We start from the raw sequence: 13,808 nt of genomic DNA on the forward strand, positions 1-13,808 counted from the left end.
TTTTCTGAACATGCAAAATCTTGCGCCTGTAGCCCTTTTTGTATATAACCGTCCTGACCATACTCGCCGTACGCTTAATTACCTGCAAAAAAATTTGCTGGCCGAAGAATCGCGCCTGTATATTTTTGCCGATGCGGCAAAAACGGATGCCGACAAGGAAAAGGTGGAGCAGGTACGCCAATATATAAAAACGGTGTCGGGCTTTAAATCAGTCAGGATTATAGAACGGGACAAAAACCTGGGCTTAGCAGCTTCAATTATTGATGGAGTTACTAAATTGGTTACTGATTATGGCAAGGTGATTGTATTTGAGGATGACCTGCTATCATCAAAATATACCCTTCAATATTTTAACGAGGCGCTTAACCGCTACGCCAATGAGGAGCAGGTGATGCACATTGGCGCTTACATGTACGATTTGCATAACGATAAACTGCCTCAAACCTTCTTTCATCATATTGCTACAAGCTGGGGCTGGGCTACCTGGGCACGGGCATGGAAAAACTTTGAGCCGGACATTGATAAGCTGATGGCTCAGTTTGATCAGCAGAAAAAACACCGCTTCTCTGTAGAGAACACCATGAACTTTTGGAAGCAGATGCGGGAGTTTAAGGCCGGCAAAAACAACTCCTGGGCTATTCGCTGGTACGCGTCGATATTTTTAAAGGGCGGCTTTTCGTTAAATCCGGCGCATTCGCTGGTGCATAACATTGGGCATGACGGCACGGGCGTACATTCCAATATCGAAAACATGTACCAGGTACAAATTACCGATAAACCGGTAAAGCAGTTCCCGGCATTGATAGCCGAGGATAAACAGGCTCATATCGCCATCCATGGCTTTTTAAAGAACCGCAAGGGCAGCCTATTGCAGCGTGGTATGAGGCTGATTAAGCAGTGGAAGATTAAGTATTTGTCCTGAACCTGATTTGTGGAATTTGGGAAGTGGCAGAATGTTTGGCTGACTTCAGATCTACTTAATGGCTTTTAATACAATATATGGCGATAAAGCCTCGCTTTCAACGGGCACAATCTTGGTAAATACCTTGCCGGCAAACCATAAAGCTTTTACAAATGCTTTCGCCAATGCGCTTTGTTCAGCCTTATTTTCCAGCCAGATGGAAAATTTGCCTGAATAGTAGCACTCTACTTCTTTTAACCCTAACTGGCGACAGCTATCGGCCAGCAGTTGCAGGTTCATGCTGTTGATGTTGTGCTTATCGTAATTGTCACTGTCAAATTTGCGCTGCACCCAGCCGTTAACACCTACAAAATTTGGCAGGGTGATAAACAACACGCCACCGGGTTTAAGGAATTGCAAGTGGGTTTCAATGATAGCCTTGGTATCATTAAAATGTTCTATAAGGCCGAAGGATGATACCAGGTCATACTGCCGCTCTGGTGTGTAATTAAAAAGGTCGGCTTCAATAATGGTTATATCATCTTCACTTAACCCGTTGGCCTCAAGTAACTTTTTGATGATGTCCCGATGGATGTAGTAATCAAACAGGGTGGTATCCAGCTTTTGATACTTTTTTAAATAGGTGGCATAATAACCCGGGAAACCGCCCAGTTCAATAGCCGTTTTAATCTTTTTCTCCGCTATCAGTTTGCCTAAAATATCCCCAAAAACATAATCAGCTTTAATCGGAAAGATGAGGCCTTTTTTTGCTTCCCAAAATGATTTCCAGAATGAGCGATCGGTTAAATTATTATCCATTTATATTTTAAGCCACTGTTATTTTTAATTTATTCGGTTACGAATGCTTTTTGTTCGAGAACGCGCGCAGGGTTGCCCACGGCTATGCTATTCGCCGGTATGCTTTTCACCACCACTGCTCCTGCTCCTATTATTACGTTGTCGCCAATGGTAACATCGCCAATTATACAAACGTTTGCGCCAATATCAACATTGTTACCAATACGCGGGCAACCGCTAAATGTACCGTCGGCCAATTTTTTATGCCCGATAGTTACCGAATTGCGCAGTACGCAGTTTTCGCCAAGCACCACGCCCTGGTTAACCACCAGTGCCTGCCCATGGTAAACAATCAATCCTCTACCCGCGGTTAACTTGCGCGGCAGCTCAATACCCAAAGTCCACTCCACAAAAAATCGATAGAACATTAAGTATGGGAAAAACACCACCTTTGCCACCATATAGCGGTTAATAAGCTGAACCAGCCTGAACATAAAAAGCACCAGCTGGCCTTTTATATTGCCACGGTTAGCTTTCCGGTCCTGAAACAAGTAAGCAAAAGGATTCATTTTTGTGTTGACGATATTTTAGCGATTCCTCAAAAGTAAAATAATTGGCGGGTTTGTTAAACATGCCACTGTTTTTTGCATTATAAACAGGGCTATAGCTTACTTAACGTACCTGTTAAGCATAAATGGCTGCAATTAGCTATACTTGTGCCTGTTTTAAAACATGAAGGTTACACTCATCAATACTGCCGATGCCGGTGGAGGCGCTCCTGCTGCTAGCATGCGCCTGCTTAAAGCGCTGGTTCAAAACGGCGTTGATGTAACCATGGCTGTGCAACAGAAACTCACCGCAGAACAAAGGGTAACTGCTACTACAGGGAAACGCGCGGCCAAAGCCCACTTTTTACTTGAACGCTTACCTTTCATCGCTTTTGAGGAAAGGGATAAAACCGTGCGCTTTGCGTTTTCGCCTGCTAATAGCGGCAGCAATATTGCTCACCATCCCGCTATACAGGAAGCTGACATATTGCACCTGCACTGGACGAACTCCGGCTACCTTAGCATAAAAAATCTGCAACAGCTGCTGCAGTTGGGTAAACCTGTGGTTTGGACACTGCATGATATGTGGGCATTCACCGGAGGCTGCCACTACTCCAACGGCTGCGATCATTTTATGAACCAATGCGGTAACTGCTGGATGTTGCGTCGGCCGGGGCAGAATGATCTTTCGCACAAAGTTTGGCAGCGTAAGTTTGATGGTTTAAAAGACGCGCAAAATCTGCATGTGGTAAGCTGCAGCAAATGGCTGGGTAATGTGTCGCGCAGTAGCGGTTTGCTGGGTACCAAACCAACAGTGGCAATTCCAAATCCTATTGATATTGATATATTTTCACCAAAAGATAAAGCTATAGTCCGCAAAAGATGGGGGATTGATACCGATGCCAGGATTATTCTTTTTGGCGCCGCAAACATAAACGATCGCCGTAAGGGAATCACCTATTTGGTTGAGGCGCTGCACTTGCTAAAACAACAAATTAGAGAAGCGAGTGTGCAAATGGTGATATTTGGAAAGAACAAGCATTTTGATACCAGCATCCTGCCGTTTAAGGTTAAGGAGCTAAGCATCATCAGTGCGGAGGCCGACCTGGCAGAATTGTATAGCGCTGCCGATGTGTTTGTATCGCCATCGCTTGAAGACAACCTGCCTAACATGATTATGGAATCTCTGGCCTGCGGTACGCCCGTAGCGGCATTCAACGCTGGTGGCATTCCTGATCTGATAGACCATCAGCAGAACGGTTATCTGGCTGAATATAAATCGGCGGCCGATCTGGCAACGGGCATCAAGCACTTGTTATTTTCTGAAGATAAGGCAGGCTTATCAACATCGGCCCGGAAAAAGGTACTGGATAACTTTACCAATGATATAGTAGCCAAACAATACATCAATCTTTATAATTCAATATTATAAATGGCAGCGTTTAACCCGCCTCTCAGCATTATCACCGTTGTGTATAATAACGTACGCGATATTGAGCGCACCATGCTATCGGTATTAGGGCAAACGTATGCTAATATTGAGTATATTATCATTGATGGTGCTTCAACAGATGGAACTTTAGCTATCATCCACAAATATCAGGACCGTATTGCCCGGCTGGTGAGCGAAAAAGATAAGGGTATTTATGATGCTATGAACAAAGGTTTGGTATTAGCATCCGGCGATTATGTGTTGTTTATGAACTCCGGCGATGAGCTATATGACGCCGGAACCGTCGGAGCCGTATTTGCCAGCGTGCCGGACGCCGATATTTACTATGGCGAAACGGAGATGATCAATGCGGACGGTAAAAGCCTCGGTCAACGCAGGCACAAAGCACCTGAAAAATTCAATTGGCGCAGCTTTAAATACGGCATGAGTGTGAGCCACCAGGCCATATACATCAGGCGTAGCCTCACAAAGCCATATGATAGCCGTTATGAACTAAGTGCAGATATCGACTGGATATTACATGCCGCCAGGCAAGCCAAAAAAATTGTCAACATTAAACGTTATGTAGCTAAATACCTGGTGGGCGGCATGTCCAAACAAAAACACCGGCAAAGCCTTGTGGAACGTTTTAACATTATGCGTGAGTATTATGGCTTACTGCCTACCCTGCTCAACCACACGGTTATCGCCTTTAACCTGGCGTGGTACTGGCTGCTGCACCGCCGTACTAACGACTAAACCCCACAAAAAAACCCGGAGCTTATGCCACGGGTTCACTTTTTTATATTTTATGCTGATTAGCAGTATTGCTCAAATGCGTGTACCAGGTTATCAGCTATCATTTGTGCAGGGCGGCCTTCAATCTGGTGGCGCTCGATGATGTGCACCAATTTACCATCCTTAAATAAAGCCATTGATGGTGATGATGGTGGGTAAGGCAGCATGTAGTTACGGGCTGTGTCAACCGCGTCTTTCTCCATACCTGCAAAAACGGTTACCAGTTTATCCGGGTGTTTTTCATAAGTAACGGCAGCACGGGCAGCAGGGCGCGCGTTGGCCGCAGCGCAACCGCAAACCGAGTTAACAACTACCAATACGGTACCTTCGCTTTCAATAGCGCTTTTTACCGCTTCGGCATCCTTAAGTTCCTGAAAGCCCGCGTTGGTCAATTCGGCACGCATCGGGGCAACTAAATATTCTGGGTACATCATATACTATCCTTTAAATTAAATTGATACAAAAATATCAATTCCATACAAAAACTATTAAAACCGGCGTAATAATAACATTGGTTTGACGGTTGCCTCATTCGGCGCGCTTACAAATACCGTCCTTTATATCGATCAGCAGTACAGACAATACATTTAATCCGCTGGCTGCAGCTACGGTAAGCAATCCATCGGCAACGGACTGGCGGAAAAATAACAGGTATATTATCGTGCCGTAATACGGCGTCATGCAAATGGGGCAACCATAAAGCGGCTTGTAGAGGCTACCTTTGGGCTCTACTATCTTTTTGATGCCGTCAAATATCATCCCCTTCCAGCTGCACGCATGTATAAATAGTACAATGAGGGCGATGATGAGCGCGTGTTCTAACATAAGGCTGTATATCAGCCTGATGATATACAAAAAGTTTACCAATTAAGCTGCCGCCCGTAGCATCAATTTCATTAACAAAACATTATTACGTACTTTTGCATTCTATAACGAAAAATAAAAAATATGTCGACTGTAGAGACTGCTTACCTGAAATACAAGGTAAAAGATATTTCGCTGGCTGAGTGGGGCCGCAAAGAAATTGAACTGGCTGAGGCTGAAATGCCAGGCTTGATGGCATTACGTGCCGAGTACGGCCCATCAAAACCATTGGCCGGTGCACGCATTGCAGGCTGCCTGCACATGACTATCCAGACTGCCGTATTGATTGAAACTTTGATCGAACTGGGTGCTGAAGTTACCTGGTCATCATGCAATATATTCTCAACTCAGGATCACGCTGCAGCCGCTATCGCTGCTGCCGGTATCTCGGTTTATGCCTGGAAAGGCATGAATGCCGAAGAGTTTGACTGGTGCATTGAGCAAACCTTGTTTTTTGGCGAAGAGCGCCAGCCGCTTAACATGATACTGGACGATGGTGGCGATTTAACCAACATGGTATTGGATAAATACCCTGAACTGGTTGCCGCTATTAAAGGCCTGTCAGAAGAAACTACTACCGGCGTGCACCGCCTGTACGAGCGCATGAAGAATGGTACGCTACCAATGCCTGCCATTAACGTGAACGACTCGGTTACCAAATCAAAATTTGATAACAAATACGGCTGTCGCGAATCATTAGTTGACGCTATCCGCCGTGCTACCGACGTAATGATGGCCGGTAAAGTAGCCGTTGTTTGCGGTTATGGCGATGTAGGTAAAGGCTCTGCTGATTCATTACGTAACGCAGGTGTACGTGTTATTGTTACCGAGATCGATCCAATCTGCGCCCTGCAAGCGGCTATGGAAGGTTTTGAGGTTAAAAAATTAAGCACCGCCATCGCAGAGGCTGACATTGTGGTTACCGCTACCGGTAATAAGGATATTGTGCGTGAGCAACACTTCCGTGCGTTAAAGGATAAAGCTATTGTATGTAACATCGGTCACTTTGATAATGAGATTGATATGGCCTGGTTAAACGGCGCTTATGGAAATACTAAAATTGAAATTAAGCCACAGGTTGATAAATACACTATTGACGGTAAAGATGTGATTGTATTAGCCGAAGGCCGTTTGGTTAACTTAGGTTGCGCTACCGGCCACCCAAGCTTTGTAATGAGTAACTCATTTACCAACCAAACCCTTGCTCAATTAGAGCTTTGGACCAATGGCGACAAATACGAAAATAAAGTTTATACGCTGCCAAAACACCTTGACGAGAAAGTAGCCCGCCTGCACCTTGCTAAAATTGGCGTTGAGCTGGAAGTACTTGAACAGGATCAGGCTGAATACATCGGCGTAACAGTTGATGGCCCGTTCAAACCGGAGTACTATCGTTATTAATAGCTGAAAGTGTAAAAGCAAAGCTGAAAGCATATAAAAGCGGCATGGTTTTGATCATGCCGCTTTTCTATTTATTACATCTTATGCTTCATCAGCCCCGGGCGTATTTGCAGGTAAACCTGCCCGCTCATGGGCGTGTTGCCGTAAAGCGGGTGTAATCGTTCAGGTACTATATTAATAGATGCCTGTATACCTCCGATATATTCTATTGGGCCAGTTTTGAACAGGCGACGGTTGGTACCCAGTGTTAATTTATGAACGTTGAATATAGCCTCGCCAAATTGCTCTTCAAGCGCCAGTTCTTCTGCTGATTTTTGCACAAATTCGTAGCGCCCATATATCGCCTGCTTGTTTAACTGGCGTGTTCCCTCGGCTAAAAGTGAATGTTCATCGCCGTGGCCGCTATGGTTCATACCCCAAACCAGTGCGCCGGTAAAATACTTGCCATCGTGCGATACCGGCGAGGCATACAATGCCGATGCAGAATATCGCCATATATTTTCATCAGGATGCAACAACTCCGGACTATTAATATACGCCTGCGATACCTGGAAAGCCCATGCCTTATTCGGGTTGAATGATGCCCGCCATGAGTAGCTGTCGAAACGCATCTTATCAAAATCATACCTGTCCTCGTCCGGTTCGCGACCGGTGAATACTGATCCTTCCAGTTTATATTTATCAATCCTTACCCCTAATGTGGCTACACCATAGGTAATGTGGGTAGCATCTTGCCAGTGATGACCAAGCGGTGCATCCGGATCATTCAGCGCCACAATGCGGTGCATAAACGCGGGGGTGCCAAGTGCCGGTTCGCCGGGATAACCGAAGTAACCAAATACATCTACCTTTTTACTTAAACGCTGAGTATAACCAATGGTCAACCCGCTAAACAGATCGTGCGGATGCTGGCGGTCAACCAGGGTTTGGCCTTTGTAGCTTTCGCCGCTTTGAAATAACAGCGGGTAACCACGTTCGGTAACCGTCCACGGATCGGCGCTTAGCATGGCACTGATGTTGAGCAGTCCGTTTTTGCCTACCTGCCGGTTATACATGGCCATAAACCAGTTGGGCGCGTCAAACTGTGTATCGCTGCGTTGGGTTTTGCCGTTCAACTGCTGATTGTTATAGCGCAAAAACATACTGCCGTGAAATATGAACATGCCCTTTTTGGTATGTTTCATCAACATGTACATAGGTGTATTATCAGGCATCCATGACGTACCGGAGCCATTACGGCTCATGGGCAAGCTAAGTGAATACGAATGATTCATCCCAAGCATGGCCATAGTATCATGCTTCATGCCACCCATATCGCCCATCTGCATATTGTGCTGATGTTTAGCCTTATCGGGCTTGACAGTATCTTTTTGCATATTATGCTCGTGCTGCGCGAGGGCCGGCAGAGCAGTCAATATAGAAAATGAAAGTAAAAGGAGCACTTTATTTATCATAAAGGTGTGGTAGTTAAATCAATTACTACAAAGCTAAGCTGCTATGCCCGCCTCAGTTTTACATCATTCCGCGTAATATTTACATGATTATGCCTGCAACAAAAATGCCCGGCAAAAGCCGGGCATGCACTTAATTAACACACTAAAAATCCGAGAAAAGAAAGATCGTTATAACAACTTGAAATCAGCTTCCTTAACATCTGCCGAGCTGCTACCGATGAACAACTTAAAGTCGCCAGGCTCGGTGGTATATTTCATGTTGATGTCGTAAAACTTCAAATCGTCGGTACTTACGTTAAAGGTTACCGTTCTGCTTTCACCCGCTTTCAGGAATACTTTTTGAAAGCCTTTCAACTCCTTAACCGGGCGGGTAACTGAGCCTACCATATCTCGGATGTATAATTGCACAGTTTCTTCACCGTCGTATTTACCGGTATTGTTCAAGGTAACCGTAGCTGTAAAACGCTCTCCGTTGCGGATGCTGGTTTTGCTTAGCTTGATAGCGCTGTAACCAAAAGTGGTATAGCTTAAGCCGTGACCAAACGGATAAAGCGGCGTATTAGGTATATCCAGGTATTTTGAGGTGTACTTTTGCTCATCATTAAAAGGACGGCCTGTACCTTTAGCATTGTAATAAATTGGTATCTGCCCTACGCTGCGCGGAAAAGTCATGCTCAATTTGCCTGACGGATTGTATTTTCCAAAAAGCACATCAGCAATAGCATCGCCTGCTTTGGTGCCGGGGAACCAGGCCTCTAAAATGGCGGCAGTGTTATCATGCTCCCATTGCAGGGTTAACGGGCGGCCGTTCATCAACACTAATACAATTGGCTTACCGGTTTCGCGCAAGGCTTTTAATAGATTTTGCTGATTTGCAGGCAGACTGATATCGCTACGGCTCGCAGCTTCACCGCTCATCCCAAACGCTTCACCCATCATGGCAACAACTACATCAGCATCTTTTGCTGTTTCAACAGCTTCCTTAATCAGATCGGCAGGTGATTTACTGTCCAGTACTATTTGCGCATCATGCGGGTTAAGCTTATCTATCAAAGCTTTATCATCTAAAATATTACATCCTTTGGCATAGGTAAATTTGTTTGATGGATATTGTGCCTGCAAAGCATCCCAAAAGCTTATGGCCTTTTTCCAGTCCCCGGCACCACTCCAGTTACCAATCAGGTCACGCTGGTTTTTAACCATTGGCCCAACAAAGGCTATCTTTTTACCGGCTTGCAATGGAAGGGTGTTATTATCATTCTTTAACAATACCATACTTTTTTCAGCCGCCTCCTTAGCCAAAGCGAGCTTTTCGGCATTCATGATGTTGTTCTTAGCACGATTTTCGCTGATGTTGCGGTACGGATCATCAAATAATCCCAGCTTATATTTTGATTCCAGCACGCGGCGGCAAGCGAGGTCAATGTATTTTACGTCCAGTTTTTTAGCCTGAACCAGTTTTTTCAGTTCGCCAATAAACAAATCGCTCACCATGTCCATATCGTTACCGGCAACAAGTGCCAGTTTAGCTACCTGTGCGTCATCGCCCATGCCATGGTTTTTAAGCTCCATAATGGCGGTATAATCGGTTGCTACCATGCCTTTAAAGCCCCATTGGTTACGCAGCAAATCAGTAAGCAGCCAATGGTTAGCAGCAGCAGGAACGCCGTTTATCTCGTTAAACGAACTCATTACGGTTGCCACACCCGCGTCAACAGCGGCTTTGTAAGCAGGCAGGTAAGTTTCAGTCATTTTACGCATGCTCATGTCAACCGTGTTGTAATCACGACCAGCTTCGGCAGCGCCGTATAATGCAAAGTGTTTTACGCAGGCCAGTACGGCATCCTCACGGCGCAGGTCGTTGTTTTCGCCCTGATAACCCTTAACCATAGCACGGGCAATCTGCGAGCCCAGCCAGGTATCCTCACCTCCGCCTTCGGCCACACGGCCCCAGCGCGGATCGCGCGCTATATCAACCATAGGCGAAAACACCCAGTTCAAACCATCGGCCGTAGCCTCATCAGCAGCAGCACGCGCGGTTTTTTGTATCAAAGGCATATCCCATGATGCAGAAAGGCCCAGCGGTATCGGGAAAATAGTACGGTGCCCATGTATCACATCATATCCAAAAAGCAGGGGTATTTTAAGGCGTGTTTTTTTTATGGCTAACTCCTGCAGTTTACGCACAGCATTTGGCGTATACGTGTTGAAAACGCCGCCAACCATGCCCTTTTCAATCTTTTCCTCTACACCCTGACTTAATATTGGCCCGGTAACATCAAAGCCTATTGATGGCAGGTTAAGCTGACCGATCTTTTCGTCGATCGTCATTTTAGCCATCAACTTGTTGATGTAGGCATCCATCTTAGCATCGCGGGCGGCCTTTTGTGCCGATGCCCCAAAGCCTGTTAACACCAGGCACGATGCAATGACTATTTTTGATAACTTCATAATCTTGTAGTATATACTTAAGTTAAACTTATTTTCTATTCCGATTTAATAACTGTCGTTTGCTGCGAAACGCCATTCTCGTTTACAGCCTCAATGCGGAAGTAATAAGGCAAATCCTTATCCATCGCCTTAAAAAAATACTGACTGGCGTTGTGCACCATGATGCAATTGTACAGCTTATCAGGCGCTACGCCGGTGTAAATATTGTAGGCGTAAGCATTATCAACCGGCCGCCATTTTAGCCAGGCATCGCGTTTATCCTTTTCGGTGCGCAGTACAATAAACTCTTTAACAGTATCAGGCTTAGCACCTCCGCCGTTACCGAACACGCGCAGGCCGCTTATAGCAAATTTGCCTGTAGGCATGTGCTGATTTACCAGCTTAATATAGCGTGCCCTTACCGGTTTGCTCAGCTCCACATAATCATGCGGAACATCGGTTTTATTTTTGCTTTTGTCGACAAGGGTTTTCCAGCTTTTATTATCTGTTGAGTAAAGTAATTTATACTGATGATAAAACGGCCCCGAAGGTTTGCCCAGCACCTCTGCATCCTGATCGGCATAGTTTATCTGCACCGCGTGTACTGTACTTACATTACCCAGATCGGTCGCTATCCACTCTCCCGCGTTAGCGCTTTTGGCGCTCCAGTAGGTTTTTATATCCTCATCAACCGCGTTGTTGGCAGAGTAGTTACCCAGGGTTGATGATACTGTTACGGGTTTGTTATAATTAAGCAGCATCCAGCCCGTAAAGCGGCTTTTCAGGTGATCTGTTTCGCCGTTGGGCAGATAGGTAGGATAATCGCCAAAAGCGGTATTGCAATACATTACATCATCCTTGTCAAATCCGGCAGGCCATATACCAATGCGGCGCTCAAAATTATTTTTTATGGCGATAACCATGGTTGATACATGCCAGTAGTTATTCCATTTATCCTGATAGGTAGCACCATGACCGGCACCACGCGCGAAGCCTCCCGGCTTGTAGCTGAACGGCATAGGCTGTGGCTTAAATTGCCCCAAAGGCCCCTCGCCTACTATCACCCCATCCGAATAGCCGCTGAACTCGGTACCCGGAGCGCCGTATTGCAGGTAGTACTTTTTGTTATGCTTGGTCATCCAGGCACCCTCCATAAAAGGGTCGAGGAAAATGTTATCCAGATTTTCGCCGAAACGCTGCCAACCATATTTGTAAGGTTGCAGCAGGTACATCTCCTTGCGATAGCCTTTCAGATGAAAGGTTTTTGGGTCAACCTCGGCACCATATATCGGGTAAACATTGCTGCTGCCATTGTACATGTACAGCTTGCCGTCATCATCACGAAAGAATGCCGGGTCCCAGCCACCGGGTTCAAACTTGTGGATAGCTTCTTTCCATTCGTTGCCTTTCGGGTTAGTGCTCATCCATATCGGGAAGTTATCCGAATAGGTGGAGCCAAATACCAGCAAGGTATCGCCCTGTACCCAAACAGCGGGTGCACAAAGGTCATCATACACCTTGTGCTCGGGGCGTAAAAAATGGCGAGCCACGAAGTGCCAGTTGCTCATATCGCTGCTCCACCAGTAGCCCCATTGGTTGGTGCTGAACAGGTAGTAATCGCCCTTGTAAGTTACGATAACCGGATCGGCCGTAGCACGGTGGCGACCCGCGGTTGAAAAGTTGGGGATAGGCGTATACCCGTAATCAATATTGATAGGATTACAATACGTACGCTGGCTATTTTGCGCGGTAGCGATACCAGCAAACAGCAGCAAAGCGCCGGCAATACCTAATACATTTATTACCCTTTTCATTAATTGCTTTTTATAGCCGGACTTTCAAAACCTAACTTTTTAAGTCCGCCTTGTACTTCGGGCGCGCTCATAAACAAGTTCCATAGCAAGCCGCTGCGATGATTCTCGATCATCACCACAATAGGCCCCTGATCAATAGCCAGGTATGATTTGGCGTACCAATTTTTGCTCTCGTTAAAAGCATCTACAAAACCATATTCACCCCATATCCTATCACCCAGGTCACAGTAAAAATGGCGCAGCGCTTTCATTGATTCCTTTGGCGTGTAAGGGAATGCCGATAATGCCGCCGTTGGTGTGATCACCCCCAGATCATTAGTCGGTGAATGGGCATTGTAGCCCTCGTGATTATCACTGGCAGTTAAGCCCCAGCAATTTTCGCCATAGCCTTTAAATTTTTTAGGGTTATCAACACAGTAAGCATAGTTGATGCGGGTATGATTTACATTCTGCTCCCAGTAATCGGCATATTGATCTTTCAATCCTTTAGGGTTTAGGCCAAGGAATGAGTAATGTGTAAAAAACAGCGGGCCACCATAATCAAAACCCAAGGGCAGTTTGATGCCATAGAACGATTTACCATTTTTAAAAAAATCGCTTTGTGCCCAGCCGCGGTTATAAATCCGGGCAGCGTCAACCGGGTAGCGCTCAGCACTGGCGGCCAGCACGTAGGTAATGAGGCACTCGTTAAAACCACGTATCGGGAAATTCATGGCCCAGCCATTATTTGGCGACCAGTGCCAGTATAGATTATCGCGCTCATGGGTGTAAAAATCCCATTCAATTTCGCTCCATAACCAGCCTATGCGGTTGCGTAATTCTTCTTCTTTTGGGTTAGTACCGTTGTAATATTGTTTGGCGGTGAGTAGTCCCTGAAACAGGAATGATGTTTCAACCAGATCGCCGCCATCATCCTTACGGCCAAACGGGATGATCTTGCCGGTTGCGCCATTCAGCCAATGCGGAAAAACGCCATGGTAGGCATCCGCTTTGGAAAGGAATTTCACCATATTCAGCATACGGTCAACCGCTTGCTCACGCGGTATCCACTTACGGTCAACCGCTACAATCATGGCCATAATGCCGAAGCCGGTGCCGCCGGTGGTAACCACTTCGCCACCATAATCAAAAGCCTCGTTACTACGCTCAAGCGCCATACCACTAACCGGATGGGCGAAATCCCAAAAGTAGCGGAAGGTTTGGCGCTGCACCACATCAAGCAGGGCGCTGTCGCTTAGGTTTTTGATAACCCCAACCGGTTTAATGGCCGTGTATTTTACAGTTGTTTTTTTGCCTTGGGCAAAGCCATGGCACGCTGATGAAATCAACAGCGCTATCAGTATAAGTTTCTTCATTTTTATTGTCAGT

General features: G+C 45.9%; 12 protein-coding genes. 4 read left to right on the forward strand and 8 right to left on the reverse strand.

All coding sequences use genetic code 11. From position 1 onward, the window contains the following. Positions 1-10: 10 nt before the first annotated feature. Positions 11-922 carry a glycosyltransferase gene (locus tag LT679_RS09680; RefSeq protein ID WP_232177269.1) on the forward strand — a complete coding sequence of 304 codons (912 nt, stop codon included), beginning with the start codon at positions 11-13 and terminating at the stop codon, positions 920-922. A 51-nt stretch (positions 923-973) separates the two neighbouring features. Here LT679_RS09680 and LT679_RS09685 read toward each other — a convergent pair whose 3' ends face one another. Beyond that, positions 974-1,720, reverse strand: coding sequence for a class I SAM-dependent methyltransferase (locus LT679_RS09685; RefSeq protein ID WP_232177270.1), 747 nt, complete (start codon positions 1,718-1,720; stop codon positions 974-976). 29 nt (positions 1,721-1,749) lie between these two features. Then, positions 1,750-2,268, reverse strand: coding sequence for a serine acetyltransferase (locus tag LT679_RS18705; RefSeq protein ID WP_317206543.1), 519 nt, complete (start codon positions 2,266-2,268; stop codon positions 1,750-1,752). Between the two features lie 163 nt (positions 2,269-2,431). Between LT679_RS18705 and LT679_RS09695 the strand changes: the two genes are divergently transcribed. Both LT679_RS09695 and LT679_RS09700 read left to right on the forward strand, forming a co-directional pair. Continuing rightward, a complete protein-coding gene (locus LT679_RS09695; RefSeq protein ID WP_232177271.1) occupies positions 2,432-3,679 on the forward strand; it encodes a glycosyltransferase family 4 protein in 1,248 nt (415 codons plus the stop codon). Further along, entirely contained in the window at positions 3,680-4,438 is a 759-nt protein-coding gene (locus LT679_RS09700) for a glycosyltransferase family 2 protein (RefSeq protein ID WP_232177272.1), read from the forward strand. A 59-nt stretch (positions 4,439-4,497) separates the two neighbouring features. On the opposite strand, the gene LT679_RS09705 is transcribed toward LT679_RS09700, so the two are convergent. Together LT679_RS09705 and LT679_RS09710 are read right to left on the reverse strand one after the other, a co-directional pair. Next, entirely contained in the window at positions 4,498-4,908 is a 411-nt protein-coding gene (locus tag LT679_RS09705; protein WP_232178065.1) for a BrxA/BrxB family bacilliredoxin, read from the reverse strand. Positions 4,909-5,005: 97 nt separating this feature from the next. Further along, positions 5,006-5,302 (reverse strand): hypothetical protein, encoded by a 297-nt coding sequence (locus tag LT679_RS09710; RefSeq protein ID WP_232177273.1) that lies wholly within the window; start codon positions 5,300-5,302, stop codon positions 5,006-5,008. A gap of 123 nt (positions 5,303-5,425) precedes the next feature. Here LT679_RS09710 and ahcY point away from each other — a divergent pair, with 123 nt between their 5' ends. Continuing rightward, positions 5,426-6,742: an adenosylhomocysteinase gene (ahcY, locus tag LT679_RS09715; protein WP_232177274.1), complete on the forward strand. Its 1,317-nt coding sequence runs from the start codon at positions 5,426-5,428 to the stop codon at positions 6,740-6,742. Between the two features lie 74 nt (positions 6,743-6,816). Here ahcY and LT679_RS09720 read toward each other — a convergent pair whose 3' ends face one another. The 4 genes from LT679_RS09720 to LT679_RS09735 form a co-directional block, all read right to left on the reverse strand. Continuing rightward, entirely contained in the window at positions 6,817-8,118 is a 1,302-nt protein-coding gene (locus LT679_RS09720) for a hypothetical protein (RefSeq protein ID WP_232177275.1), read from the reverse strand. A 246-nt stretch (positions 8,119-8,364) separates the two neighbouring features. Beyond that, positions 8,365-10,647 carry a beta-glucosidase BglX gene (gene bglX, locus LT679_RS09725; RefSeq protein ID WP_232177276.1) on the reverse strand — a complete coding sequence of 761 codons (2,283 nt, stop codon included), beginning with the start codon at positions 10,645-10,647 and terminating at the stop codon, positions 8,365-8,367. 35 nt (positions 10,648-10,682) lie between these two features. Next, positions 10,683-12,440, reverse strand: coding sequence for a discoidin domain-containing protein (locus LT679_RS09730; RefSeq protein WP_232177277.1), 1,758 nt, complete (start codon positions 12,438-12,440; stop codon positions 10,683-10,685). Then, positions 12,440-13,795, reverse strand: a complete 1,356-nt coding sequence (locus LT679_RS09735; protein ID WP_232177278.1) for a glucoamylase family protein — start codon at positions 13,793-13,795, stop codon at positions 12,440-12,442. Before LT679_RS09735 ends, LT679_RS09730 begins: the two co-directional genes overlap by 1 nt. Positions 13,796-13,808: the final 13 nt, after the last annotated feature.

The organism is Mucilaginibacter roseus (assembly GCF_021215455.1).
Classification (GTDB): Bacteria; Bacteroidota; Bacteroidia; order Sphingobacteriales; family Sphingobacteriaceae; genus Mucilaginibacter; species Mucilaginibacter roseus.